General features: G+C 63.0%; 24 protein-coding genes and 1 tRNA gene. 9 read left to right on the top strand and 16 right to left on the bottom strand.

Annotation, left to right across the window (positions count from 1 at the left end; genetic code table 11):
- Positions 1-261: 261 nt before the first annotated feature.
- The 4 genes from B0G81_RS33445 to B0G81_RS33430 all read right to left on the bottom strand — a co-directional run bounded on the left by B0G81_RS33445 (position 262) and on the right by B0G81_RS33430 (position 3,718).
- Complete coding sequence (locus B0G81_RS33445; RefSeq protein ID WP_134141447.1) at positions 262-852, bottom strand: flavin reductase family protein; 591 nt, start codon at positions 850-852, stop codon at positions 262-264.
- Positions 827-2,032, bottom strand: a complete 1,206-nt coding sequence (locus B0G81_RS33440; protein ID WP_134141444.1) for a sugar phosphate nucleotidyltransferase — start codon at positions 2,030-2,032, stop codon at positions 827-829. Before B0G81_RS33440 ends, B0G81_RS33445 begins: the two co-directional genes overlap by 26 nt.
- A 102-nt stretch (positions 2,033-2,134) precedes the next feature.
- Entirely contained in the window at positions 2,135-2,968 is an 834-nt protein-coding gene (locus tag B0G81_RS33435) for a class I SAM-dependent methyltransferase (protein WP_116116742.1), read from the bottom strand.
- 216 nt (positions 2,969-3,184) lie between these two features.
- On the bottom strand, positions 3,185-3,718 hold the full coding sequence (locus B0G81_RS33430; protein ID WP_116116741.1) for a GNAT family N-acetyltransferase: 534 nt from the start codon (positions 3,716-3,718) through the stop codon (positions 3,185-3,187).
- A 344-nt stretch (positions 3,719-4,062) separates the two neighbouring features.
- Between B0G81_RS33430 and B0G81_RS33425 the strand changes: the two genes are divergently transcribed.
- The 7 genes from B0G81_RS33425 to B0G81_RS33395 all read left to right on the top strand — a co-directional run bounded on the left by B0G81_RS33425 (position 4,063) and on the right by B0G81_RS33395 (position 13,213).
- A complete protein-coding gene (locus B0G81_RS33425) occupies positions 4,063-4,314 on the top strand; it encodes an acyl carrier protein (protein WP_106283631.1) in 252 nt (83 codons plus the stop codon).
- Entirely contained in the window at positions 4,311-5,597 is a 1,287-nt protein-coding gene (locus B0G81_RS33420; protein ID WP_116141022.1) for an acyl-CoA dehydrogenase family protein, read from the top strand. The genes B0G81_RS33425 and B0G81_RS33420 overlap by 4 nt, the downstream gene beginning before the upstream one ends.
- A 1-nt stretch (position 5,598) precedes the next feature.
- Complete coding sequence (locus B0G81_RS33415; protein ID WP_116116739.1) at positions 5,599-6,663, top strand: amino acid--[acyl-carrier-protein] ligase; 1,065 nt, start codon at positions 5,599-5,601, stop codon at positions 6,661-6,663.
- Positions 6,660-7,724, top strand: coding sequence for a DUF1839 family protein (locus tag B0G81_RS33410; protein ID WP_134141442.1), 1,065 nt, complete (start codon positions 6,660-6,662; stop codon positions 7,722-7,724). The genes B0G81_RS33415 and B0G81_RS33410 overlap by 4 nt, the downstream gene beginning before the upstream one ends.
- Positions 7,725-7,764: 40 nt before the next feature.
- A complete protein-coding gene (locus B0G81_RS33405; protein WP_208328578.1) occupies positions 7,765-10,413 on the top strand; it encodes a glycoside hydrolase family 2 protein in 2,649 nt (882 codons plus the stop codon).
- A gap of 631 nt (positions 10,414-11,044) precedes the next feature.
- Entirely contained in the window at positions 11,045-11,779 is a 735-nt protein-coding gene (locus tag B0G81_RS33400) for a Crp/Fnr family transcriptional regulator (RefSeq protein ID WP_006048767.1), read from the top strand.
- Between the two features lie 36 nt (positions 11,780-11,815).
- Positions 11,816-13,213, top strand: coding sequence for an undecaprenyl-phosphate glucose phosphotransferase (locus tag B0G81_RS33395; RefSeq protein WP_134141437.1), 1,398 nt, complete (start codon positions 11,816-11,818; stop codon positions 13,211-13,213).
- Positions 13,214-13,416: 203 nt separating this feature from the next.
- Here the strand turns inward: B0G81_RS33395 and B0G81_RS33390 are convergent, their stop codons facing one another.
- From B0G81_RS33390 to rnr, 6 genes are all read right to left on the bottom strand, one after another.
- On the bottom strand, positions 13,417-13,839 hold the full coding sequence (locus B0G81_RS33390; protein WP_106283637.1) for a transcriptional regulator: 423 nt from the start codon (positions 13,837-13,839) through the stop codon (positions 13,417-13,419).
- On the bottom strand, positions 13,836-14,276 hold the full coding sequence (locus B0G81_RS33385) for a type II toxin-antitoxin system HigB family toxin (protein ID WP_241974614.1): 441 nt from the start codon (positions 14,274-14,276) through the stop codon (positions 13,836-13,838). Before B0G81_RS33385 ends, B0G81_RS33390 begins: the two co-directional genes overlap by 4 nt.
- A gap of 57 nt (positions 14,277-14,333) precedes the next feature.
- On the bottom strand, positions 14,334-15,530 hold the full coding sequence (locus B0G81_RS33380; protein WP_134141433.1) for a glycosyltransferase: 1,197 nt from the start codon (positions 15,528-15,530) through the stop codon (positions 14,334-14,336).
- A 423-nt stretch (positions 15,531-15,953) separates the two neighbouring features.
- On the bottom strand, positions 15,954-16,649 hold the full coding sequence (rpiA, locus tag B0G81_RS33375; protein ID WP_106283640.1) for a ribose-5-phosphate isomerase RpiA: 696 nt from the start codon (positions 16,647-16,649) through the stop codon (positions 15,954-15,956).
- A gap of 70 nt (positions 16,650-16,719) precedes the next feature.
- The gene (rlmB, locus tag B0G81_RS33370; RefSeq protein WP_134141430.1) at positions 16,720-17,463 is read right to left on the bottom strand and encodes a 23S rRNA (guanosine(2251)-2'-O)-methyltransferase RlmB; all 744 of its coding nucleotides are present in this window, start codon (positions 17,461-17,463) and stop codon (positions 16,720-16,722) included.
- A 186-nt stretch (positions 17,464-17,649) separates the two neighbouring features.
- Positions 17,650-20,151 (bottom strand): ribonuclease R, encoded by a 2,502-nt coding sequence (gene rnr, locus B0G81_RS33365; protein ID WP_134141428.1) that lies wholly within the window; start codon positions 20,149-20,151, stop codon positions 17,650-17,652.
- A 338-nt stretch (positions 20,152-20,489) separates the two neighbouring features.
- On the opposite strand from rnr, the gene B0G81_RS33360 reads away from it, so the two are divergent.
- Both B0G81_RS33360 and B0G81_RS33355 read left to right on the top strand, forming a co-directional pair.
- Positions 20,490-20,576: transfer RNA gene (locus B0G81_RS33360), tRNA-Leu, on the top strand.
- Between the two features lie 226 nt (positions 20,577-20,802).
- Positions 20,803-21,759, top strand: a complete 957-nt coding sequence (locus tag B0G81_RS33355) for a tyrosine-type recombinase/integrase (protein WP_243856680.1) — start codon at positions 20,803-20,805, stop codon at positions 21,757-21,759.
- A 30-nt stretch (positions 21,760-21,789) separates the two neighbouring features.
- On the opposite strand, the gene B0G81_RS43920 is transcribed toward B0G81_RS33355, so the two are convergent.
- From B0G81_RS43920 to B0G81_RS33330, 6 genes are all read right to left on the bottom strand, one after another.
- Positions 21,790-21,939: a hypothetical protein gene (locus B0G81_RS43920; RefSeq protein WP_166679103.1), complete on the bottom strand. Its 150-nt coding sequence runs from the start codon at positions 21,937-21,939 to the stop codon at positions 21,790-21,792.
- Positions 21,936-22,412, bottom strand: coding sequence for a hypothetical protein (locus B0G81_RS33350; protein WP_134141421.1), 477 nt, complete (start codon positions 22,410-22,412; stop codon positions 21,936-21,938). The genes B0G81_RS43920 and B0G81_RS33350 overlap by 4 nt, the downstream gene beginning before the upstream one ends.
- Before the next feature lie 395 nt (positions 22,413-22,807).
- Positions 22,808-23,368 (bottom strand): lysis system i-spanin subunit Rz, encoded by a 561-nt coding sequence (locus B0G81_RS33345; RefSeq protein ID WP_166679102.1) that lies wholly within the window; start codon positions 23,366-23,368, stop codon positions 22,808-22,810.
- Position 23,369: 1 nt separating this feature from the next.
- Complete coding sequence (locus B0G81_RS33340) at positions 23,370-23,876, bottom strand: glycoside hydrolase family protein (protein ID WP_134141416.1); 507 nt, start codon at positions 23,874-23,876, stop codon at positions 23,370-23,372.
- Positions 23,869-24,093: a hypothetical protein gene (locus tag B0G81_RS33335; RefSeq protein WP_134141415.1), complete on the bottom strand. Its 225-nt coding sequence runs from the start codon at positions 24,091-24,093 to the stop codon at positions 23,869-23,871. The genes B0G81_RS33340 and B0G81_RS33335 overlap by 8 nt, the downstream gene beginning before the upstream one ends.
- A complete protein-coding gene (locus tag B0G81_RS33330) occupies positions 24,093-24,287 on the bottom strand; it encodes a hypothetical protein (RefSeq protein ID WP_134141413.1) in 195 nt (64 codons plus the stop codon). Before B0G81_RS33330 ends, B0G81_RS33335 begins: the two co-directional genes overlap by 1 nt.
- Positions 24,288-24,336: the final 49 nt, after the last annotated feature.

Genomic DNA, 24,336 nt, shown 5'->3' with positions numbered 1-24,336 from the left:
ACGTCACTTAGTTCTTCTACGATACGTTGCTAGCTTCGAAACGCTTGCGCCAGTCGGGAAACGTCCTAACAGGGTTATCCCTCTGAAGAATTGTTTCTTTCTTGTAACGCCGCATATTTCCATGGGCCATAAGCTTGCGTCTCAAGCGTGCCTGCATTGCACTGTTTGCATAGTGCGAAGACGCACGTTGCAAGACGATTTGTCTGATCCACCACGCGTCGGCGGAAAGGAACTGGCGGGAAATGACGGCTGACGCGCGCATCAGGAGGCGCTCGCGGCGAGTGGCGGCGAGTCCTGCGCGGACACCGCCGTCGATCGCTGCATCGACTCAGGCGCCGCCACCGATCCGTAACGCCCGCCGAAAAAGATCAGCGGCGCGTGTTCATCGAGCGAGAACACCAGCACCTCGCCGACGAACAGCGTATGGTCGCCGCAAGGGTGCCGGTCCACCACGCGCGCCGCGAAACGCGCCGCCGCATGTTCGAGCAGCACCACGTCCGGGAGCCCCTCGACCGCCACAAAGCGCGGCGCGAGCCGGCTCTGCGGCTCGCCGGCAAAGTGACGGCTATGCGGCTCCTGCGCCTCGGACAACACGCTCACGCCGAACAGCGCGCTATCCATCAGACGCTCGTGCATGCGCGCCCGGTGCCCGACCGAGACGACGATCAGCGGCGGCTTGAGCGAACCCGACATGAAGGCGTTGGCGGTCATCGCATGCAGATCGTCGCCGCTGCCGGTCGAGATCACCACGACGCCGGTCGCGAAGCGTCCCAACGCGTGACGAAAACGCCGCTCGTCGAAAGACGCCTGCACGAGGTGCGGCGTCTCAGCGTGATGCAGCTTTGCGTGCATGAGCGCTCTCCAGATTGCGAGCGAACGGGTCTTCGAGACGCACGATGTCGTCTTCACCCGGGTAGCCGCCTGATTGGACCTCGATCATTTCTCGCGGCGTCATGGCCAGCTTTTCAAGCCGATGCGCGATGCCGGGAGGAACATATGTCGACGGGTTTTTCGCCGCGAGCATGAAGCATTCCTCGCCGCGCGTGACCCGCATCACCGGATCCCGTGCGCTCGTCTCGGCGTGTCCCGTAACCAACGGCACGGCGACGCCTGCGAGCCGCGCGTCGGTGCCGATTCGCTCCATTACCGCACAGTCGATCGAAGCGGACGGACACAGGGCCCACGCATCGCGAGACAGATGCAGCGTGCCGTCCCCATCCACCATGGCATGCTCGAACGCGGCCGCGCAGGCCTCGGCGATCGCCGGCTGGCAGAGCGCGACGGCCGCGAGCCACACCGAAGCGCGCGCCACGACCATGCCGCTGTTCCACCAGTAATTGCCTGAGGCGGCATAGCGTTCGGCCAGTTCGGGATCGGGCTTTTCGGCCAGCCGTTCGATGGCGCGCGCACCCCGCTTGCCGAGCGCCATTCCCGTACGGATATAGCTGCAGCCGGTCTCCGCGCGCTTGGGCGGCACGCCGAGCGTGACGATCGCGCCACGCGTCGCGTGCTCGAGCGCCTCAGCGAGCGCCGCGCCGAACGCAACGTGATCGGCAATCAGGTAGTCAGCAGGCAGCGCGACGATGAGCGGATCGTCGCCCTCCACAGCCGGCGCGCACGCGGCGAGCGCTGCAACGGTGAGCGCGGGCGCGGTATCGCGCGACATCGGTTCGAGCACCATGCGTACCGGCCGGCCCGAGCGTGCGAGCCGCTCCCCGGATTCGCGCGTTTGCTGATGCAGGTCCTCGCAGCAGATCACCAGCGGCACCGCAAAGGATCGCGCGATGGATGACGGTGTAGTGTGTTGCGCGACGGCGAACGACGCGTTGAGACGGCTCAGCGTAGTTTCGAGCCGTGACGCGTCGCCCGTGAGGTCCACCGAGCGTTTAGGATCGCGTTCGCGCGATAACGGCGACGATCGTGTGCCCGAGCCCTGTGCGAGAATCACCGGCTGCACGGATAAACGCGTGGCCGTTTCGCCGACGCCCCCGACCGACGCAAGCGGATTGCCTGGTTCTACGATGCGATTCATGTGCGGGTCCCCTATCCGGTCCAACTGGCCCGGTTCATTGTTCTATGTTGTCGTGCGTATTGCCGTGCTCCGCCTACAGTCGTGCTTTTCCCGTGGCCGTCGTCAGTCGAAGCGGCAGGCGGCGAGCGGCTTGTGCGCGATGAAGTGAAACCACCACGCGTCGCTCTCTTCCACTTCGTCGGGAATGCGATCGCCCGCGCTACTGCCGAACACGGCGTCGATCTGCAAGCCGACCTGCGCCAGTTGCCGGCGCTGCTCCCGCAGCGTCGTGTAGACGATCACAATGCCGAAGTTGTGAGCCGCGGCAGTCTTCACCGCGTAGCCGCCGTAATCATGATTCAGCTTCACGTTGCGCAGATAGTTCAGCGTGCCGAGCTGGAAGCGTCGCATGGAGCGCAGCGTGCGCCAGCCGAGTCTCAGCGGATTAAACGAAAATTGCGGCAACAGCTGCCAGATATTCTCGCGGTAGCCGGGGCCGCCGCGGTTGTGCGACGAAAACAGCACATACCCGCCGGGCCGCACCACGCGATACATCTCTTCGAGAATCTTCACGCGATCGTCGTAGTCGACGCAGTCGATACCATTCCAGCTGAACTCGGCGAGCGCGTAATGATCCGAAGGCAGCGCGGACATGTCGCGTGCGTCCATATGTCGAAGGTCGCGTTCGGGATAGCGCGCCTTGGCGAGATCGAGCAGTTTCTGGGTGTAGTCGACACCGATATAGTCGGCGGAGATGGCCGTCATCAGCGGAATCGTGCGGCCGGCGCCGATCCCGATATCGAGTAAGGGCTGGCCCGCGCAACGCGGTGCGAGCCAATTGAACGCAGCCTGCTCGCCGGGGTCGGAGTAGGTTTTACCGAACGTCATCACGCGTTCGGCATCAGACGAATTCCATGCAACTCGGTTGACACGATCCAACTTGGATTGACTGTTCACAAACGCTCCCCTTAAGCGTATGTGCGCTGGGACAATCCTTGCGCATGCATTACGCTTTCCCCGAATAAACGAAACCTGCGCGAACGCTTTCAAGCCATTACAACAAACGCTGCATGATCGATATGTACGTCCCGCCACATTGTCTCGGAGTCCGACGCAACGGCGAATGCACGTCGTACACGTCAGCGCTGACGGGCGTGAGGAGCATCCACGCGATCACAGCATTTCGAACGTATTGACAAGCACCGCGCTGTCGCGCTCACGGCGCCGTCCGCCGAAAAGCGGCTGACTGCCGCGCACCTGACGTGTAAGGCCAATGAAGGGCACACCATGTTCGAGATATGGCCCTTCTGTCTTGCGAAAACCGAACTGCTCATAGAAACCGCGCAGACCGAGCGGTGCGCTCACACGCACGGCATGCCCCGGCCAGCGGTCGGCAATCGCCTGCAGCACGCGTTCGAGCAATAGTTCGGCGGTGCCGTCGCCGCGCCGCAGCGGGCTCGTCAGTACCTTGTCGATGGTGATCTCCGGATCTTCCGCGTCGCCGGGTTGCAAGCGCGCGTAGGCCAGAATCGGCATGGGCCGCGACATGTCCTCCACCGCGAACACATGCACCGCGTTTTCGTCCCGGCCATCGGCGTCGAGACAAACGTGCGACTGTTCGACCACGAACACCGCGCTGCGCGCACGCAAGACCAGATACAACTCGCGCGCCGAAAGCTGATCGAATTCCAGCGTTTTCCAGTTCATCGCCTTCCCCAGCAGTCAATAAGTTCAACGACGCCGAGCACCGCGCGCCGGCTTTGACGGCCTCGCTGCATGGGCTGGCCCGTTGTGATGGCTACACGGTACGTCCGTGAATCGCGCGTTTCCGTGCGCCATCGCACTGACGCTGGGCTTTGACAATTCTTAAATACGGACGTCGGGGCACGGCATCACGGCACGCCGCCAGTAACCGCACGCGGTCAATCTGAACGCGCCGCGCCCGGCACAAGGACCACGCTGGCATGCGTTGTGACAATGGACACAAAAACGATCACGTGCGATCGATGTCCGCACCATCCGAGAACGTTGAACAACTAGGGGACCACATCATGAAAAACGCCTTGCGCCGCATCCTTTCAGAATCCGCTCGCCTGGACGTCCCGGCGCAAACGCTGGCCGACGACGCCGACCTCTACGCCGCAGGCCTCTCCTCACTCGCGACCGTGCATCTGATGCTGGCAATCGAAGACGAATTCGGCATTGAGATTCCGGACCGTCTGTTGACGCGGCGCCTGTTCTCCAGCATCGATTCGATGGCCGCGGCAATCACCGAGCTGCAACAGGCGAAGGCGGCAGCATGAACGCCCCGCTGCTGGATGCGGCGGCAGAGCCCGCCTCTAGGCACGCGCACAATGCGGCGGAAGGCGCCGACACGTCGCTCGGCTTGACCGCGGTCGAAACCGAACCGGGCTGGCGCGCCGCCGCGCAACGCTGTGCGGCGGTGGCCGCGCAGTTCGCGGACTCCGTGGATCGCGAGGCGCGCTTTCCGAGCGAAGCGTTCGAGGCACTCAAGCGCGAGTGCCTGCTCTCGGTGTTGGTGCCGGCCGAGTTCGGCGGCGCCGGCCTGTCGCTCGCGGACGTCGGCGCGATTTGCGAAACGCTCGCGCAAGGCTGCGCCTCCACCGCGATGGTGTACGCGATGCACCAGATCCAGGTGGCGTGTATCGAGGCGCATGGCAGCGATGCGGTATGGCATCGACAGTTGCTCGTGCAACTGGTCAAGCAGCAATGGCTGCTGGCGTCGGCGACTTCCGAGGAAACCATCGGCGGCAATATGCGCACCAGCGCCTGCTCGGTCGAACTCGACGGTGCGCGCTTTCGCATCGAAAAGCTCGCACCGACGATTTCGTATGGCGCGCACGCCGACGGCATTCTCGTCACCGCCCGCCGCACCGCTGAATCGGCGGCCGCCGACCAGGTGCTGATCGTCGCGTTGCGCGCCGATACGCAACTGGAAAAGCGCGGCGGCTGGGACTCGATGGGGATGCGCGGCACCTGCAGCGAGGGCTTCCGGCTCGTCGCCACGGGTCTGGCCGAACAGATCCTGCCAACGCCGTTCGCCGAGATCGCCGATCAAACCATGCTGCCGGTCTCGCACACGCTGTGGGCCTCGGTCTGGACCGGCGTCGCCGCCGACGCGGTGAATCGCGCGAAAGCGTTCTTCCGTGCGCAGGCGCGTGCGAAGCCAGGCGTGGTTCCGCCAGCCGGTTTGCGCCTCGCTGAAGCGGTCGGTCTGCTGCAGATGATGCAGGCGCGCCTCGCAGTCGCGCTGGAGGCGGCGCGCACCGCTCATCACGCGCGTAACGGCGGCTCGCAAGCCGATGCGCCGCTCGCGGCCATGCTCGGCTTCGCCTCCGACATGAACACACTGAAGACGAGCATCTCCACCACCGCGCTGCAGGTCGTGCACGAAGTGCTGATGATCTGCGGCATGGCGGGCTACAAGAACGGCACGCCGTACAGCGTCGGGCGCCATTTGCGCGACCTGCATTCGGCGCCGCTGATGATCAATAACGACCGCATCGCGCAGAACACCGCGAGCCTGTTGCTCGCGCAACGACCTGCCGCCCCGGGGAGAGCCTGATATGAACACGATGACCGATACCGCCGCCCTTGCCGCCGCTGCTCAGGCAGCCGAAGCGCCGAGCTTTCGCGATGAACTGCTGGCCGCAGGCCTGTTGATCGACACCGGCGAAAACGGCCTGTATGGCCGCAGCCAGATTTTCGAAGACGTGGTGGACCGGCTGAACGTGGCGATCACGCATCTGGGCGCGGACCAGCAGCCCGAACTGCTGCGCTTTCCGCCCGCCATGCGCCGCACCGACTTTGAAGACAGCGAGTATCTGAAGAGCTTCCCGAATCTGGCCGGCACCATCCACTCGTTCTGCGGCAACGACATGGGCCACCAGCGCCTGTTGCGCGCGCTCGACGACGCCATGACCGAACGCGACGACGACCGCGCCGACGACTGGATGGCGCAGCAGAAACCGACCCGTGTGGTGCTCACGCCAGCCGCCTGCTACCCGATCTATCCGGTGATGGCGCGGCGCGGTCCGTTGCCCGCCAACGGCCGCACGATCGACGTGCTGTCGTATTGCTTCCGTCACGAACCGTCGCTCGATCCGGGCCGCATGCAGATGTTCCGCCAGCGCGAATACGTGCGCCTCGGCAACGCGGAACAGGTCATGGCGTTCCGGCAGATGTGGATCGATCGCGGCTCGTTGCTCATCAATCTGTTGCAATTGCCGGTCGAAGTGGATCTCGCCAACGACCCGTTCTTCGGCCGCGGCGGCAAGATCGTCGCCGATAGCCAGCGCGCCCAGGCGCTCAAGTTCGAACTGCTGATCCCGGTCGCCGATCCGCGCGGCAAGACCGCGTGCCTGTCGTTCAACTATCACATGGAACACTTCGGCGCGATCTGGAAGATCCAGTGCGAAGACAGCACGATCGCGCATACGGGCTGCGTCGGTTTCGGCATGGAACGGATCACGCTCGCGCTATTCCGTCATCATGGGCTCGACGTGAACGCGTGGCCGGACGATGTGCGCGCGCTGCTGTGGGGCGATACCGAAGCACGCGTGGCGCATGGCATGGAAACCATGCAAACGGTGTCCACCGAAACGCGGCAAGGTTCCGGAGAGCGCGTATGAACCCGTCTCTGACACCGGCGCCAAACGGCGCGAATGGCGCGTTTACGCTGAACCGCCACGTCGATCTGCCCGCCACGGGGGGCGCGGTTTCCGCTCCCGCAGCGCGTTTGCGCGAGCATGCACCGCATGCGCTGCATCAGGGCGAGCGCGTATGGCAGGAGACCAACTGCTACGTCGATCTGTGGATCGAACTGCTGCACGGCTTCGGACTCGAGCCGCGCGCGGCGCTCGGCTTTACCGTCACGCAGGATTTCGAAGGCGACCAGTTCACGTTCTTCAAGTTTCCGCTCGAAGACCTCGAACGGCTCTACGGTACCCAGGTGCAGGAACTGGCCATCTACGATTCCCTCGAAGCACGCGTGCTCGCGCAGACCTTGCGCGGCCATACCGTGCTGGTGGAAGTGGACGGCTACTACCTGCCGAATACGCGCGCCACGTCGTACCGGCGCGAGCATCCGAAGACCACGGTGGGCATCGACTTCATCGATCCGGACGCGCGCCGTCTCGGCTACTTCCATAACACCGGCTATCACCTGCTCGACGGCGAAGACTACGACGGCGTGTTCCGCAAGCTGCCGCAGTTCCAGCAGCAGGCCGATCTGCTGTTTCCGTATGTGGAGTTTGCCAAGCAGTCGCGGCCCGCGCTGGAAGGCACCGCGCTTGCCGAAGCGTCGGCAGAATTGCTGCGCGCGCACTTGCACCGCCGGCCGCTCAGCAATCCGATTGCGCAGTGGCGTGTCGCCTTTCCTGCGCATCTCGAGACGCTGCTCGAGCGTGGCGAAAAGTTCTTCCACCCGTACTCGTTCAACCTGATGCGGCAGCTCGGCGCGAACTTCGAGTTTCTCTCGAAGTATCTGACGTGGCTCTCCGCGCAAGGCTTCGAGGTGCCGGCGTCGATTCCGGCAGCGGCGCAGAGCATCGCGTCGGAGTCGATGGTGATGCAGTTCCGGCTCGTGCGGGCGATTACCCGCGGGCGCCGCGATCTGTGCGAAGACTGCTTTGACGTGATCGAAAGCGCTTACGAAAAGACGCTGCCGCCGCTCGCCGCGCTCGTGCTGTAACAGGCCTTGCGCGGCGTCGCGGACTTCTCGGGGACTTGCCGTGGATGTACTGACGATGGACCTGGTGCCTGATGAAGGCGGCGCGAGCGATCTGCTCGCGCCCGCGCCCGACGAGGCCGCGCAAACCGGTGCCGATGGCGCATTGCCAGCCGTATCGCACACGCTCTGGCCGCTGCGCCTCGACACCGGCTGGCAGTGCGTCAGCACGCCCGCAGGCGCGTGCGCGTCGCCCGCCGATTTGCCCGCGCACGGCTGGCTCGCCGCGCAAGTGCCCGGCACCGTCGCGAGCGCGCGTCGTGCCGCAGGTCTGCTGGACATCGCGCATCCACCACCGCTCGCCTTCGACGACCATTGGTATCGCGTGAGGCTCGAAGGCACCGGCCGCCGTCGTTTGCGTCTGCATGGCCTCGCCAGCATCGCCGAAGTCTGGCTCGACGGTGCGAAGCGTCTCGATTCCGATTCGATGTTCGTCGCGCACGATCTGGACATCGAACTAAACGGCAGCGCGACGCTCGCGCTGTGCTTCCGCTCGCTCACGCCGGCGTTGACGGCCAAACGTTCACGCGCGCGCTGGCGTCCGCGGCTCGTGTCGCCACCCACCTTGCGCAACGTGCGCACCACCCTGCTCGGCCACATGCCCGGCTGGTGTCCTTCGGTGCAGGCGGTCGGCCCATGGCGTCCTGTCGAACTGCTGAGCGACGCGCCCCACGCTTTCGATACCGTCGACGTGTCGAGCCGGCTCGATCCCGACGACGGCCTTGCTTCTAGCGTTGCTTCTGGTGTTGTTACGCTCACGCTACGTTTCGTTCATCCGCACGATGACACGGCCTGCCGCGCTTCGCTTAAATGCGGCGACGCTGTTTCGTCTTTGCAATGGAGCGATGCATATACACTGACCGGCAGCGTACGCGTGCCGGGTGCGGAGCGCTGGTGGCCGCATACGCACGGCGAGCCCACTTTATATCCATTGACGTTGCAGCTCGATGACGGGCACGCGACATCTCACGGATTGGGTTCGGTCGGTTTCCGCACGATTGAAGTGGACCACGGCGCGGACGGCATGGGCTTCACCCTACGCGTTAATGGCTTGCCGGTGTTCTGCCGAGGCGCATGCTGGACCAGCGCGGACCTCGTCACGCTCGCCGGCAGCGAGGCGCAACTGCGCCACGCGTTCACGCTGGCTCGCGATGCGGGCATGAACATGCTGCGCGTGGGCGGTACGATGGTCTACGAGTCCGACGCTTTTTATGCGCTCGCCGACGAGTACGGCATACTCATCTGGCAAGACTTCGCCCTGGCGAATTTCGACTATCCGAACGATGCCGCATTCAGCGCGTCGATCGAGCGCGAAGCCACACAATTCTTAACGCGCACACGACGTTTCGCTTCGCTCGCGGTGCTGTGCGGCGGCAGCGAGGTCGATCAGCAGGCGGCCATGTTCGGCCTGCCGCCTTCGATGCGCGCGCAACCACTCTTTACTGAACAACTGCCGGCCATCGTGGCGCGCGAACGGTCCGACGTGCTGTATGTCGCCAACTCGCCTTCGGGGGGCGTGTGGCCGTTTTCAACTAATGAGGGCATCACTCACTACTACGGCGTGGGCGCCTATCAGCGTCCGCTCGACGACGTGCGCCGCTCGCAGGTGCGCTTCGCCGCAGAATGCCTCGCCTTCGCCAACGTGCCCGACGACGCCACGCTGCACGGCGCGCTCGGCACAATTCATCTGCACGATCCGCGCTGGAAAGCCGCGGTGCCGCGCGACCCAGGTGCCGGCTGGGATTTCGACGACGTGCGCGATCATTATCTGCAGACGTTATACGGTGTCGAACCGGCACGCTTGCGCTACGAAGACCCTGAGCGTTATCTGGACTTGTCGCGCGCGGTGGTCGCCGAATTGATGGGCGACGTGTTCGCCGAATGGCGCCGCGCCGGTTCAACCTGCGGCGGCGCGCTGGTCTGGCAGCTTCAGGACTTGCGCCCCGGAGCGGGCTGGGGCTTGATCGACGCCACTGGACGGCCTAAAAGCGCCCTGCAGGGGCTCGCGCAAGCGCTGCAACCCATTCAGGCCAGCATCACCGACGAAGGCCTTAACGGCCTCGATATCCATTTGCTGAACGAACGTGCGCAACCGCTGCGCGCACAACTGGAACTCGTTTGCCTGCGCGACGGCAGCGTCAAGGTGGCCTCCGCCAGTCGTGAAGTCGAACTGGCGCCGCACAGCGTGCAACGTCTCAGTGCGGCGGCATGCCTCGGCCAGTTTTTCGATTTCACCCACGCGTACCGCTTCGGACCGCGTGCGCACGACGTGACGATCGCCACGCTGCGCGAACAGACGAGCGGCCGGATCGTTGCGGAAGCGTTTCATCTGCCGGAGCGGCGCGTGAGCGAGCGCCACGATCTGGGCATGACGGTGACTCTCGAGCGCAACGGCGACAGCTGGCAACTCGTGATCGAAGCGAAGCGTTTTGTGCGCTTCGTTCATATCGTTGACACACACTACAGGGCCGCGCGGGACTGGTTTCATCTGCCGCCGAACCGGCCATGCATCGTGCCGCTCATCCCGTTCACGCCGCAGGAGAGATTCGTTGCATCGGCATCGAATGGCGCGGTTAAAGCTGATGCAACATACGCGTCGCCCGCAGGAAAAGTCCGCGCGGTCAATGCGATATCCGCCATCTTCTACGGCTGATTGTCTCCCTGATCTAATTACTCCTTCGCGAGGCGCGTAAAACCTCGCGCAGCGCGCCCGCACCTGTCTGATCTGCAGAATCACTGTTGGTTTTTCTCAGACTTTTGACTCGCCAAAATCATCATCCGTGCGGCACCGTACCAAGCCTGTTGAACACATCTGAATCAATTCCGGCACATCCCGGACGCCGCGTGAGAACGTACACCAACGGGCCGATTCAGCGCTGAGACAGGAGCCGTCCAGCCCCTCCCAGAACCCGCCAACCCAATTCCATCAAGGACTTGCGGAAAACAGGCAGCGCCTGCGGAGCGCTCGCTGGCGGCGAGGACGTTGTGCAGATATGAAACAAAAAGCTCCGTTTGCCTTCGCGCGGCGCTAAGCCTTAGTGCGTTACCCCGCACCAGTCCTCGGTTTGCCTCCCGCTGGCACGCTCCTCGCTAATAGAAGAGCGCAACACCGCGCCACCGCAGAGAGATTCACAACAACGGCGGCGGCACGACAAAGGCCAATACGGGGCCGATCCTGTTCATCCCGCGCTGCTAGCCAGGCAGCACGCTGTTCATAAGGGATGCGGGCATCGGATCAAAGACAGAAAGTCACGCGGAGCGCGACTTTCACGCGAGGACCGATCATGTTGACACTTCAATCCGATTTGCACGGTAACCATTTGCTCGGCGCATTGCCGTCCCATGAATGGCAGGCACTGGCTCCCCATCTCGAACTGGTTCATCTGCGCACCGAGCAATTGCTGTGCGACTCCGGTCAGCGGATTCATCACGTGTACTTCCCGACCACGGCCATCATCTCCATGCTTTCGACAATGGAAGACGGCAGCTCGGTCGAAATCGCCGCAGTCGGCCGCGAAGGCATGACCGGCGTGCCGGTGCTCACGGGCGGCGAGACCATGCCGAACCGCGTGCAGGTGCAATGCGCCGGCTTCGCTTACCGCATGAGCGCACAGGCACTCAAGCAGCAATTCGCCCGCTCTGACTTCCTGCGCCGCCTGATGCTGCTGTACATGCACGCCCTGCTCACGCAAGTCGCGCAGACGGCTGCCTGCAACCGCCATCACGCGCTCAACAAGCAACTGTGCCGGTGGCTGCTGATCGAAGTGGACCGTGTGGCATCGAATGATCTGACCGTGACCCAGCAGCTGATCGCCGACATGCTGGGCGTGCGCCGCGAAGGCATTACCGAAGCGGCCGGCAAGTTGCACGACGAAGGCCTGATCCATCACAGCCGCGGCCATATCAAGGTGCTCGACCGTAAAGGACTCGAAGCACGCGCCTGCGAATGCTACGGCCTCGTCAAGCGCGAATTCGACCGCCTTCTGCCGCGTCTGCGTCAGGCTGAGACCGTCGAGTAAAGTTCTGGTTCGTCTGACTAATGTATAGAGTCAAATATGTTCAGGAATACTGCGCGATTCCTCGACGTACTCTTCGTGATTGCGGGAGGGCTGCTCGCTCACAGGATGCGGTTCTCGACGCCGATCCCGCTGTCGGACACCGAACGGCTTCTGATTGCCTTTAACTGCGTCCTCCTGCTGTTGCTGTTCCCCGGCTTCGGGGTGTATGAAACCTGGCGCGGCAAACCGCTGCCCTCGATGTTGGCGAGAGTGGCGGCCGCGTGGATGGTGGTGGTCTTCACCGCACTCGTGCTGGCGTTCACGCTGCATCGCATGGATGCGGTGTCGCGCTTGTGGTTCGGTTACTCGACGCTGATTTCCGGCGCACTGATCATCGTTACGAAGTGCCTCGTGCATGCGGTGCTGCGCATGGTGCGGCGTCGCGGGATGAATTCCCGCACCGTCGCGATCGTCGGCGCACCGGGTTTCGCGCGTACACTGCTCGCCCATCTCGAACATGCGCCGCAAGCCGGCTTCAAACCCGTCTGCATGCTCGATACGAGCTGCCACACCGGTTTGGAAACGGTTCAGACGTACGGCGCGCGGCTGAACCGCCTGCCGGTCCTGACCGATCTGAACGCCTTCGCCGCCAAGGTGCGCGAAGATCACGTGAACGAAGTGTGGCTTGCGTTGCCGCTGTCGGAAGAACATACGATCTACCGGTTCACACGCATGTTCCGGCATGACTTCGTGAATCTGCGCTTCATTCCCGATGTACGCAGCCTCTCGCTTTTCAATCACGCGCTGGTCGATGTCGTGGGTTTACCGACGCTGAATCTCAGCGCGACGCCGTTCTCATCGCCGCAGATGTGGCCCAAGCTGATCTTTGACCGCGTGTTCGCGGCGGCCGCGCTGCTCGCGCTCGCACCGCTCTTCGTGATACTTGCGATCGGCATCAAGCTCGGCTCGCCGGGACCGGTGTTCTTTCGTCAGACGCGCAAGGGCGTGGACGGCCAGCCGTTCGCGATCTACAAGTTCCGCTCGATGACCGTGCATCATGAAGCGCAGGGCCAGCTCACCCAGGCCTCGCGCAACGACGCGCGCGTCACGAAGCTCGGCGGCTTCATGCGCCGCACCAGTCTGGACGAACTGCCGCAGTTTCTCAATGTGCTGCTCGGGCAGATGTCCGTGGTCGGCCCGCGTCCGCATGCAGTGGAACACGACGACCTCTACAAGGATCAGGTGTACGGCTACATGCACCGCTACCGGATCAAGCCTGGCATCACCGGCTGGGCGCAGGTCAATGGCTATCGCGGCGCCACCACCAAGGTGGAAAAGATGGAAGCGCGCGTCAAGTTCGATCTCTTCTACATTCACAACTGGTCGTTCTGGTTCGACATGAAGATCGTGTTTATCACGATCTTCAAGGGCTTTGTCGGCCGCAACGCGTTCTGATTGCCCCAATCCGTCTCGACCTGCAACACGCGGCTCGGAGCTGATTTCTCTCGGCAAAACGCAGCGACACCAATACGGCAAGTACCGAAGACGACGGCCTGAAACATGCCGCCGGCTCGGTGTCGAATGGACGAGGTGAGCAACGGGAAGCTTGCCGGCCAGCACCGCGTACCGCGCGGCGCCGGGCCGGCGCTGCGCGCCTTTTACAGAAACGCGCTGACGTCGGTATGAAAACGCACGGCCAGCGCCTTGGCCACCTTCTTGCTGATGGCGCGGCGGCCCGCAAGAATATCGCTCACCACCGTGGGTGACGCGATACCTATCAGGTCCTTCTGCTTCAGTCCGTGCGTTTCCAGCAGATGCCGCAATACCTCGCGGGGCTCCGCTTTTGGAATCGTCACGTTGTGCGCTTCCCAGCTTTCGATCAGGTCGGTCACGATCGCGAACAGATCCGAGAGCGGATCCTCTTCGTTGCCGTTCAGATGATCAGCGAGCGAGTTGGCGAGCCGCACCATGGTCTGGTAATCCTGCTCGTTGCGAATGGGCGTGATCGGCAACTGCGTTTGCAGCGCGGCCCACGTTTGAGCGATGTCGGGAAAAGCTCCCGGAAGGCGATCGGCATTCATGAGTTTAGATTCTTCCTCGTCCAAAGGTCGTATTCCGCGTGCGTCAGTACATGACGAACGAATAACGACTGCCTGTTGTAGTGAATCGCCGCAACGATCCGGAACCGGTTGCCGCCCACGTCGAAAACCGTGTATTGAGGCGGTACGTAGTCCACTCCGGCGAACGTCTGCTTCAGGTCGTTATAGCCATACGCGAGGCACGCCTGCGCCAGTGAGTACCACGTCAATAGCGCACTGCGCGCCCCCGGATGTCTCTTTATGAAGTCCAGCAACGCTTTCTTTGAAATGACCCGCATCGGATTTCCTCGCACGTGTTCGCGCGCTGAATGTGCGCGCTCTACGTGCAAGGCTAAACGGGACGGATCGACACCGATAGCCGGCCGGATGGCATAGTCCGAACGGCTATTTTGCTGCTTACCGCAGTACGACGAAAGCATTTTATTCGCATCTTGCGAAGTTCGCAATATGCGAATAATGAGACGCCCGCTTGCTGCCTAGCGTCGTCCCGTCAACATGCAAAGACCGCTGACGTGATCACCTTCGACCATGTCAGCGACCCCAACTGCTGTTCTGCGCCGGCTCGCCGCTACGATCGTCCGCGTGACCTCGGCCATGAACGCGCGCCGGAATGCCACCGGCGAAAAGCGTTCAGCGTTCGCGCGACATGCCGCCGGCGTGATCTGGTCGCGCTGCCGCTCGAAACGATCGATCGCGTCGAGCATCGACACCACCGTCTGGCGCTCGAAATACACGCCGGTTGGATGCGCCTCGCCGATCGGCACCACGGTTTCGAGCGCGCCGCCCTTGCCGAATGCGATGACCGGCGTGCCGCATGCCTGCGCTTCGAGTGCGACGATGCCGAAGTCCTCCTCGGCGGCGCACACGAAAGCTCGCGCGCGTTGCAGATGGTCCTTCAGCACCTCGAAGGGCTGATCGCCGAGGATCGTCACATTGGGACCGGCCTTGGCACGAATCGACGCCATCTCCGGACCGTCGCCGATCACGACCAGCCGACGGTGGGGTGTGGCATTGAAAGTTTCGACGATCAGATCGATGCGCTTGTACGGCACCATCGGCGAAGCAGTCAGATAGAAATCTTCCTTGCGCGCGCACAATTCGAATTGATGCACGTCGACGGGCGGCGCAATCACGGCCGCATCCAGACGGCAGGTTTTCATCAGACGACGTGCAACGAAATGCGAGTCCGCGATCAAACGGTCGACGCCGTTCGCCGGTTGCGATTCCCGGCCGCGCAGATAGTGGAGTAAGATGCGCGCCGCCCACGACTTCGGCCCATGCGTTAGATGCGCTTCGCGTAGGGACTGATGTTGCAGATCCCACGCGAAGCGCGTCGATGAATGCACAAAGCTGACGAGCCTCTGATCCGGTCTAACCGGCACGCTCCTGGCGAGCGCAGGAGAACTCGTAATAATCAGATCGTAGACGGACAGATCGAGGCGTTCGACGGCGTGCGTCATTAACGGCAAGTAAGCTCGATAGTGGCGTCGCGCGAACGGCAGTCGCTGAACGAATGAAGTCGTCACCGGCCTGCCGCGTAGCGGCTTACGGTCTGCGAGGAAGTCGACGAGACTGAATAGATCGGCGTCGGGAAAGCATTCGATGATCTGCTCGAGCGCCCTCTCCGCGCCGCCCGGCGCGACCAGCCAGTCGTGCACGATCGCCACTTTCATGATCCCCTCGTTTTTTAATTGACGCCTTTTGTGCCTAGCAACGAGTGTATGTGGCGCGACGTTTGCTGTGCGTGCGCGTGCCCACATTCGACGCGCGACAGCTCGCGAATAATAGGCATCGCCGTTCGCCTATTGCGAATCTGCGGATCCCATGACTTCGCCTTCAAATGCGCCCGGCGATCGACGCTTCGGCACTCGTTCATTCCCTACAAACTGGGGGATGTCATGGCGTCGGCACAACGTCTTGCGGGACAAGCATTGGGCGATGCGCGAATGGAATTTTCAGTGAGGTGATATAGACAGCGGATGCGGTGAGCAGTCAGCAGCCAGGCCGCACGCTAGTGAGGAAGACGCGAGTCATGCATTCGAGGTTCGCGCGAGCCGGTCGATCCAGGCCCGCGCGCGATGTTCGGGCAGCGTGGTTCAGCCCTTGCTGTACTCGATCGTCTCGACGCCGGTGTCCGTGCCGAGCAGACACAGATTGGCGCCACGTCCAGCGAACAGCCCCACGGTGACCACGCCCGGCCATGCGTTGACGTGCATTTCCAGCGTGCGCGGGTCGCTGATACGCAAACCCTTGACGTCGATGATTTCGTTGCCGTTGTCGGTAATGAACGGCGCGCCTTCCTTCGTGACGCGCACCACGGGCACGCCGCCGAGCGCCGTGACGCGGCGGCCGATCGCCGTACGGGCCATCGGCACCACTTCGATCGGCAGCGGGAAATTGCCGAGCGTCTCCACCAGCTTGCTGGCGTCGGCGATGCACACGAACACGTCCGACACCGACGCGACGATCTTCTCGCGCGTCAGCGCGCCGCCGCCGCCCTTGATCATCGCGCCGCTGTGGTCGATCTCGTCGGCGCCGTCCACGTACACCGGCAGCGAATCGATTTCGTTGAGGTCGAACACCTTGATGCCGTGCGCTTGCAGGCGCGCGGTGGTGGCGAGCGAACTCGACACCGCGCCGCGATAGCGCGCCTTGTTGGCGGCCAGCGCGTCGATGAAACAGTTCGCGGTGGAGCCGGTGCCGACGCCGATCACCGCGCCTTCGGGCACGGTGGCGGTCACGTAGTCGGCGGCGGCCTGGCCGACCAGTTGCTTGAGTTCGTCTTGAGTCATGGAAAAGGCAGGCAAGCAGTAAAAAGCGCTAGTTTACCGGAGCGGCAGACTAGCGCGGGTGGTGTCGGGATTACTTCTTCACCGCCCGCTGGCGCACCGCTTCGAACAGACACACGCCGCTCGCCACGGACACGTTCAGGCTTTCCACCGTGCCCGCCATCGGGATCTGCATGACCACATCGCACGTGTCGCGCGTGAGGCGGCGCATGCCCTCGCCTTCGGCGCCCATCACCAATGCGACCGGTCCGTCCAGCTCCGTGTCGTAGAGGCTCTTGGTGGCCTCGCCGGCCGTACCGACGACCCACACCCCGGCGTCCTTCAACTCGCGCAGCGCGCGCGCCAGATTCGTCACGGTGATGTAAGGCACGGTGTCGGCCGCGCCGCTTGCAACTTTGGCGGCCGTTGCGTTCAAGCCCACCGCGCGATCGCGCGGCGCGATCACCGCGTGCGCACCGGCGGCGTCGGCAACGCGCAAGCAGGCGCCGAGATTGTGCGGATCGGTCACGCCGTCGAGCACCAGAATCAGCGGCGAACCGTTGATGCCGTCGAGCAGTTCGGCCAGGTTCTGCGCGAGCGGCATGTCGCCCGCGCGCGCCACCACGCCCTGGTGACGCTCGGTATGCGCGAGGCCCCAGAGACGCGTTTCGTCGGCGGCGATCAGACGTACGCCGGCGTCTTTCGCCGCGTGCAGAAATTCGGTCATGCGACGGTCTTTGCGCGTGGCGTCGTAATAGACCTCTTCGACCGTCGACGCGTCATGCCGCATACGTGCGGTCACTGCGTGGAAACCGTATAAAACCTTGAGACGTGCCATGACTGATGCAACCTTTGATTGAGCGCACGTTCGACGCGCGCTACTGTGATGAATACGAGCCTGCGTGCTTCTGTTCCGATGCCGCGGCTGCCGTGTTCGAATGCCTGACGGCGATGAAACGCAGACCGCGCGCAACCGGCACGTTGCTATGTGCCCGATGCGCGCGGTTTGAGCAAGCAGGCCGCTTCAGCGCTTCTTGCGTGCCTGCGGCTTCTGTGCCGATTTGGTCGCGGCGCCGTGCTTCTTCGCCGCGCCGCGCGCCGCGCGTGCTTCCTTGACCGCCGCGGTTTGCGCGGGCGCGGCCTTCTTGCGGCGCGCGCCCGGCGATGCCGCGCCACCTTCCACCGGCGGCAACGCGCGCACACGCGCGCCACCGTTTTCACCGGATGACTTGTCGGCCGACGGCCCACGCACCAGAGGCGGCTTGATCGGCGTGTCGCGCACGAGCCGGAAGTCGATCTTGCGTGCATCCAGATCGACGCGGCTCACCTGCACGCGCACGCGGTCCGACAGGCGATAACGGATCCCGGTGCGCTCGCCGCGCAACTCGTTCTTGATCTCGTCGTACTGGAAGTAGTCCGAGCCGAGTTCCGTGACGTGCACGAGGCCTTCGATAAAGAGCGAATCGAGCTGCACGAAGATGCCGAACGACGTCACGCCGTTCACCATGCCGCCGTACTCTTCGCCGAGCTTGTCGCGCATGAAGTAGCACTTCAGCCAGGCTTCGACGTCGCGCGAGGCTTCGTCGGCGCGGCGTTCGTTGGCCGAGCAATGCAGGCCGAGCTCTTCCCAGATGGCCACGTTGTTGCCACGCACGCGGCCGCGTTTTTCGTCGTCGGCCTGCTGCATGGCGCGAGCGCGCGGCGAGAGCGCCGTGTTCAACTCGACGCCTTGCGGCGGCTCGGGCTGATACTTGCGGCCCTGCAGGATCGCGTAGATCGCGCGGTGCGTGAGCAGATCGGGATAACGGCGAATCGGGCTCGTGAAGTGCGCATACGCCTCGTAAGCGAGACCGAAGTGGCCGATGTTGTCCGGGCTATAGACCGCCTGCTGCATGGAGCGCAGCAGCATGGTTTGCAGCATCTGCGCGTCGGGCCGTTCGCGGATCTGCGCCATCAATGCCGCGTAGTCGCTCGCGTGCGGTTTGTCGCCGCCGGCCAGCGTGAGGCCCATGCCGCGCAGGAACGTGCGCAGATTCTCGAGCTTTTCCGCAGTCGGGCCGGCGTGCACGCGGAACAGCCCCGGATGTTTGTTGCGCTTGAGGAAGTCGGCCGCGCAGACGTTCGCGGCCAGCATGCATTCCTCGATCAGCTTGTGCGCGTCGTTGCGGGTGCGCGGAATGATCTGTTCGATCTTGCCCTGCGCATTGCAGACGATGTACGTCTCGGTCGTATCGAAGTCGATCGCACCGCGTTTCTGGCGCGCGGCGAACAGCGATTTATAGACGCCGTACAGATTCTGCAGTTGCGGCAGCAAGGCGGCGCGGCGCGTGGCCTCCGGACCCTTGGTGTTCTTCAGGACCGCGGCGACTTCCGTGTAGGTCAGACGCGCGGCCGAGTGCATCACGCCGGGATAGAACTGATAGGCCTTCACTTCGCCGCGCGCGGTGACGATCATGTCGCACACCAGCACGCAACGGTCGACGTGCGGGTTCAGCGAGCACAAGCCGTTCGACAGTTTCTCCGGCAGCATGGGAATCACGCGGCGCGGGAAATACACCGAGGTGCTGCGCTCGATCGCGTCGGCGTCGAGCCCGCTCTTCGGGTGCACGTAGTGGGAGACGTCCGCGATCGCGACGATCAGGCGGAAGCCCTCGCCACGGCCGACCTGAACCGGCTCGCAGTACACGGCGTCGTCGAAGTCGCGGGCGTCTTCGCCGTCGATCGTGACGAGCGGCACGTCGCGCAGATCGATGCGATGACGCGCGTCGACCGGGCGCACTTCGTCGGGCAGGCGCGCGGCTTCGTCGAGCGCGGCCTGGCTGAATTCGTGCGGCACGCCGTACTTGCGCACCGCGATTTCGATTTCCATGCCGGGGTCGTCGATATCGCCGAGCACTTCCACCACGCGGCCGAGCGGCTGCGAATGACGGCTCGGGAAATCGGTCAGCTCGACCACCACTACCTGGCCGACCTTGGCCTTCTTCGTGTTCTGCTGGATCAGAATGTCGTGGCCGATGCGCTTGTCTTCGGGCGCGACGATCAGCGCGCCGTTCTCGTTGAGCAGGCGGCCGATCACGCGCTTGTTGGCGCGATCCGTAACCTCGACGATATGCCCTTCCGGACGGCCGCGCCGGTCATAACCGACGATGCGCGCGAGCACGCGGTCGTTGTGCATGACCTTCTGCATTTCGGCGGTGGGCAGGAACAGGTCGTCCTGGCCGTCGTCGCGAATCAGAAAGCCGTAGCCGTCGCGATGGCCTTGCACACGGCCCGCGACGAAGTTCGACGGATGAGTCAGCTGATAGAGATTGCGCTGATCGAGCCGGATCTGGCCGTCGCGCTCCATCGCGCCGAGGCGCTTGAAAAATCCTTCGCGCTCCTGGCGCTTGATCGACAGGGCTTCGGCGATGTCGTTCGCGGCAAGCGGCGCTTCACTCGTGCGCAGAACGCCGAGGATTTCCTCGCGGCTTGGAATCGGGTACGGAAATTTGCTCAAGGGCTTGTCGATGATTTTTTCTCGTTGCATGGACGTCGATCGCGATGTGGCTCGGCTTGGGAAGCGATTACAGTGCGCTCCGGTTGCGCTTCAGCTGCGCTTGAATTGCACCTGCAAATGCACAGAAAAAAACTGCTCGGGTCCGGCTCGTTCAAGGCTGAGTCCGACGGGCGTGTGCACCGTGCCAACGAACTACTGCGAGGCATTCTAACACCCGTCTTGCGCGCCAAGCGGCCCTGTCAATAGATGCCGGGCGGTTGTCCGCGGACGTGCGCACGCTCGCCACGACGATGTTTAAGTGAGTTTTGAGAAACGCTTGACAGTCTCTAATCTGTCGCTATAATGGCGTTCTTTGCTGTTCATCACCTGCCCAGGTGGCGAAATTGGTAGACGCACTAGGTTCAGGTCCTAGCGGTGGCAACACTGTGGAGGTTCGAGTCCTCTCTTGGGCACCAAGACACATTTCCGGGCTTTCCCGATGTTTGAGAAAGCCCGGAAAATCAGTCACTTAATCCCCCTCCTCTGATCATCCATACAGTACGGTTTTGCCGTTAACCGGCATTGTTCGTATAATCGGGTCCCCATTTTCTCCGCACGGACCTCCCCACGATGGCCTCAATCACCCCGCACAAAGACGGTTGGCGAGCGCAGGTATATGTGTCGGGCGAACGAGATTCCAAAGTGTTCCGCACGCAGCGCGAGGCGAAAGCATGGTCGAGCGCGCGCGAGATTGAACTCCGCAAGCGAAAAACCACGCCGGCCGGTGACCTGCATACCGTCGGTCAGATGCTCAAGCGCTATGGGGAGGAAATCTCCCCACAGAAGCGCGGCGAGCGCGCCGAGGTGTTGCGCATCCAGGCATTCATTCGAGACTTCCCCGATATCGCCGGTCTTACGCTCTCGCAAGTCAAGACGCCCGACCTCGCCAGATGGCGGGATGCGCGCCTGAAGGGATTCGCTGATCCTGACGGCGAGCAGGTATCAGGCGTCACCCCTGCGTCCGTTCAGCGGGATATCAACTGGTTGCGTAATGCATTCAATATCGCCCGAAAGGAATGGCACTGGCTGGATCACAGCCCGTTTGACGGCTTCCGGTTGCCAGCCGATACGCCGCCTCGGATACGTCGCGTGTCGCCGCCTGAGGTCAGGCTGATCTGTCGCGCGCTGGGTTATCGAAGCGGACATGCGCCGGTGACGAAAAGTCAGGAGGTGGCTCTAGCGTTTCTGGTTGGGCTGCGCTCGGCGATGCGCGCGGGCGAGATATTGAGTTTGGGTTCGCGCACTCTCAACCTGACGCGGCGCGTCGCGGTGGTCGAGCACAAGATGCAATACCTGACAGGCAGGCCGCGCGAGGTGCCGCTATCGAAGCATGCGATCCGGCTATTGCGCCCGGTTGCGTCCCGTGAGAAGTGCTTTACCGTTTCGTCGGGGACTCTCGACGCGATCTTTCGCAAGGCCCGCGACAAGTTGCTGATCGAGGATCTGCATTTCCATGACTCGCGCGCCGAGGCGCTCACACGTCTCTCGCGCAAGGTCGACGTGATGACACTGGCAAAGATCAGCGGACACAAAGACCTGCGCATCCTGCAACAGGTCTATTACCGCGAGTCATCCGAGGCAATCGCGGCACGCCTCTGAAACAGCAAAGCCGCCTAAAGGCGGCTTTTTTCATTGGGGCGCCACAGACGGAAGCGTGTCGCCCGGCTGATAGACGGTGTAGTTCGTGCCGTCGCACACGACCGCTATCGCGTCCGGCGGGATCGGATCGGAGGGGTAGAGCGTGCCGTTATCGTCGGTCGCCACAGGGATCGCAATCATGGGTTCAAAACCTCCACTATGTAGCTTTCGAGGGTGATCGTGTCCGCCGCGTTCGCCAGCGTGCCGGTCAGAGTCAACGTCGTCGGGACCGACGTATCGATGGTTGCCGTCAGATAGCCCGACGTCGATGATCCAAACGACGTGCCTGCGGTCGCCGGTGTAACAAGTTGCGAGCTCTTCGAATTGCGATTCGCCAGGCGCCGCTGCATCGACGAGGTCGCGTTGGACGCAATGTTGTAGGCACCCACGCTGGTGCCGTTGATGCGCGCCGTGATGGTCTTCGTATCCGCATTGTTCGTAAAGGTATGATCATGCGTGATCCGAACGATGCTATTGGCCTGAAGCGCCGGCAGTGCGATCGTGGCAAGCGTGGTTTCGGCGAGCGTCCCAGTTACCGACGACGAAACAGCGGACTGCGCGATGATCTGCGGGACGCCATGGCCACCCCCGGCTGTGTTCTTGATGGCCGTCATAGGCCGATCCCCGGAGTGACAAGGATCGTGCCGGTGCCTGACTGTAGCACCACCGCTACGGTGTCGAAAATGGCATCCTGCGCGCTTGAGTCGGACGGTGCGCTAGGTGGACGGACCGTCATCGCGGAGCTGGGCGCGAGAGGGACGCCGGGACTAGGATTGCCAGCGGTGGGGAATGCCGCCGTCGCGCTGCCGCCTTGCCCAAAGCTTACCCATGCCCATGACGAAGACAAGTTCGCAACTAGCGCTCCCTCGAGCAACTCACCGGCCGCGATTGTAATCTTGGCGCTGGTGGTCGTCGCTGCGATCGCCTGCCCTTTGCCACTGGCCCTGAACGGCCACGACGGCACTGTGTTATCGGATTCTTGCATCTGGTTCTCCTCGAGGAACGTCAATCAATGCATGCAACTGTCCGTCTCCGGCCGGATCGTGCACACATAGCCTTGCAGGTACGCTACTTTTTCGCGGGCGTCGTTGTCGGCATCGTCGACGATTCCGAAAAGAGCAGCTCCAAACGCTGGTGATAGCTCGGCTGTGCCACTGGAACCATCGCCCACGCCGCTGGCGCTGGCGGCGGAACTGGCTTGGTTGCCACTGGCTGGATGGAAGTTGGACACTGCGATGCGCAGCCGGCGAGTACCGTCAGCGATAGCAGCACGATTTTTAGCGTTGTCGGCTTCATGGGCTTGCTTCTCCATCATGAGTTGATCGTCGAGCGTGGCGATCTTTCCTTCAGCCACGGTGTGGGCATCGATGGCGCGTTGCTCTGCATCGAGCGCGGTTTTCGATATGGCGTTCAGGTCGTTGGCGTGTTGCTCGTTGTCCCGAGCATGCGCGGCCTTTTCAGCGCCGAGCTGCGCGCCATAGTGGTTCGCATCAAACTCATGCGCGCCGCCGACGCCGATAGCGACTCCGAAAAGGGCCGCGGCCAAGCCGGTGATTAGATACGGCGACATATCATTCTCCAAGGCAAGCCGCGCGCTCGGCGACGCGACGGCGATAGATTCCGGAGCAGCCGCTCGAGGCGATCGCGCAATCGCGGCCGCCAGCGAACCGCCATTTGAGGTACTCATTGCATGCGCCGGGAAAGTCGCGGGCGATATAACGTCGGCGCAATGTCGAGCCGCGGTAATTGGCGAGGCCGGCGTTGTAAGCCAGGTCAATTGCCGCGACCTTCTGGCCTTGCGTGAGCGAATCGAAACCGGGCGTCGAGGTGCGCACCGCATCGGCATAGCCAGCCAGACTGCCATCGAGCATCTGCTTACACTCGGTCAACGCATAGAGGTGCATTTCGACTTGCGTCTCACCAAAGCACACGGTCTGTACGTTGCCAGCGAGTCGATCGTCATAGGGCTTGAGCGACACGCCTTCATGCGAGCTCGTAAAAGTGATGCAAGCAGTGGCACACGCAGCGCCCACGACTGCGGCAAGTGAGCGTCGGCCCGTACGCTTGACGTCAGCCATCAAGGCCTCCCTGCTTCGTGTATGCGCCGATCAGGCCGAGCGCTGCAATCGCTGCACTGACGAGCAGCGCCGCCCACAACGGAAGACGACTGACCATACTCTCGGGCAACGTCGACCATATGGCGGTCAGAAGCGGCGCGACTATGCCGACAATCAGCGCGCGTACGCTGTTGCGCTTGTGCGCGGTGCGCCAGTATGAAACGGGGCGAATTGACATCACGCCCCCCATTTCTTGAAGCCGCCGCCGGCACCGTACGCGGCCAGCAGGACAAGCCCCGTCAAAATCCACTTCCACGCGATCGCCAGTACGCCGCGTCCGACGTTGAGCTGGAAGCGCTGAAGGATTCCGTCCTCGATTTGTTTCGCGATCGCGGCTACGTCCTCATCGGTCAGGTTTCGTTTATCTTCCATTCGTTATCCCCCGCGCGTTTATTGACTCTTTGCTTGTCTTCGCCCTAAG

The organism is Paraburkholderia sp. BL6665CI2N2, from assembly GCF_004366535.1.
In the GTDB taxonomy this organism is placed as follows: Bacteria; Pseudomonadota; Gammaproteobacteria; order Burkholderiales; family Burkholderiaceae; genus Paraburkholderia.
The sequence above is the reverse complement of the archived record's forward strand: the minus strand, read 5'-3'. Positions and strand labels throughout refer to the sequence as shown.

Coding starts and splice junctions, on each gene's coding strand:
- B0G81_RS33445 (WP_134141447.1), bottom strand. CDS start 852: ATGCACGCAAAGCTGCATCACGCTGAGACGCCGCACCTCGTGCAGGCG.
- B0G81_RS33440 (WP_134141444.1), bottom strand. CDS start 2,032: ATGAATCGCATCGTAGAACCAGGCAATCCGCTTGCGTCGGTCGGGGGC.
- B0G81_RS33430 (WP_116116741.1), bottom strand. CDS start 3,718: ATGAACTGGAAAACGCTGGAATTCGATCAGCTTTCGGCGCGCGAGTTG.
- B0G81_RS33425 (WP_106283631.1), top strand. CDS start 4,063: ATGAAAAACGCCTTGCGCCGCATCCTTTCAGAATCCGCTCGCCTGGAC.
- B0G81_RS33420 (WP_116141022.1), top strand. CDS start 4,311: ATGAACGCCCCGCTGCTGGATGCGGCGGCAGAGCCCGCCTCTAGGCAC.
- B0G81_RS33415 (WP_116116739.1), top strand. CDS start 5,599: ATGAACACGATGACCGATACCGCCGCCCTTGCCGCCGCTGCTCAGGCA.
- B0G81_RS33410 (WP_134141442.1), top strand. CDS start 6,660: ATGAACCCGTCTCTGACACCGGCGCCAAACGGCGCGAATGGCGCGTTT.
- B0G81_RS33400 (WP_006048767.1), top strand. CDS start 11,045: ATGTTGACACTTCAATCCGATTTGCACGGTAACCATTTGCTCGGCGCA.
- B0G81_RS33395 (WP_134141437.1), top strand. CDS start 11,816: ATGTTCAGGAATACTGCGCGATTCCTCGACGTACTCTTCGTGATTGCG.
- B0G81_RS33390 (WP_106283637.1), bottom strand. CDS start 13,839: ATGAATGCCGATCGCCTTCCGGGAGCTTTTCCCGACATCGCTCAAACG.
- B0G81_RS33385 (WP_241974614.1), bottom strand. CDS start 14,276: ATGCTTTCGTCGTACTGCGGTAAGCAGCAAAATAGCCGTTCGGACTAT.
- B0G81_RS33380 (WP_134141433.1), bottom strand. CDS start 15,530: ATGAAAGTGGCGATCGTGCACGACTGGCTGGTCGCGCCGGGCGGCGCG.
- rpiA (WP_106283640.1), bottom strand. CDS start 16,649: ATGACTCAAGACGAACTCAAGCAACTGGTCGGCCAGGCCGCCGCCGAC.
- rlmB (WP_134141430.1), bottom strand. CDS start 17,463: ATGGCACGTCTCAAGGTTTTATACGGTTTCCACGCAGTGACCGCACGT.
- rnr (WP_134141428.1), bottom strand. CDS start 20,151: ATGCAACGAGAAAAAATCATCGACAAGCCCTTGAGCAAATTTCCGTAC.
- B0G81_RS43920 (WP_166679103.1), bottom strand. CDS start 21,939: ATGATTGCGATCCCTGTGGCGACCGACGATAACGGCACGCTCTACCCC.
- B0G81_RS33350 (WP_134141421.1), bottom strand. CDS start 22,412: ATGACGGCCATCAAGAACACAGCCGGGGGTGGCCATGGCGTCCCGCAG.
- B0G81_RS33345 (WP_166679102.1), bottom strand. CDS start 23,368: ATGTCGCCGTATCTAATCACCGGCTTGGCCGCGGCCCTTTTCGGAGTC.
- B0G81_RS33340 (WP_134141416.1), bottom strand. CDS start 23,876: ATGGCTGACGTCAAGCGTACGGGCCGACGCTCACTTGCCGCAGTCGTG.
- B0G81_RS33335 (WP_134141415.1), bottom strand. CDS start 24,093: ATGTCAATTCGCCCCGTTTCATACTGGCGCACCGCGCACAAGCGCAAC.
- B0G81_RS33330 (WP_134141413.1), bottom strand. CDS start 24,287: ATGGAAGATAAACGAAACCTGACCGATGAGGACGTAGCCGCGATCGCG.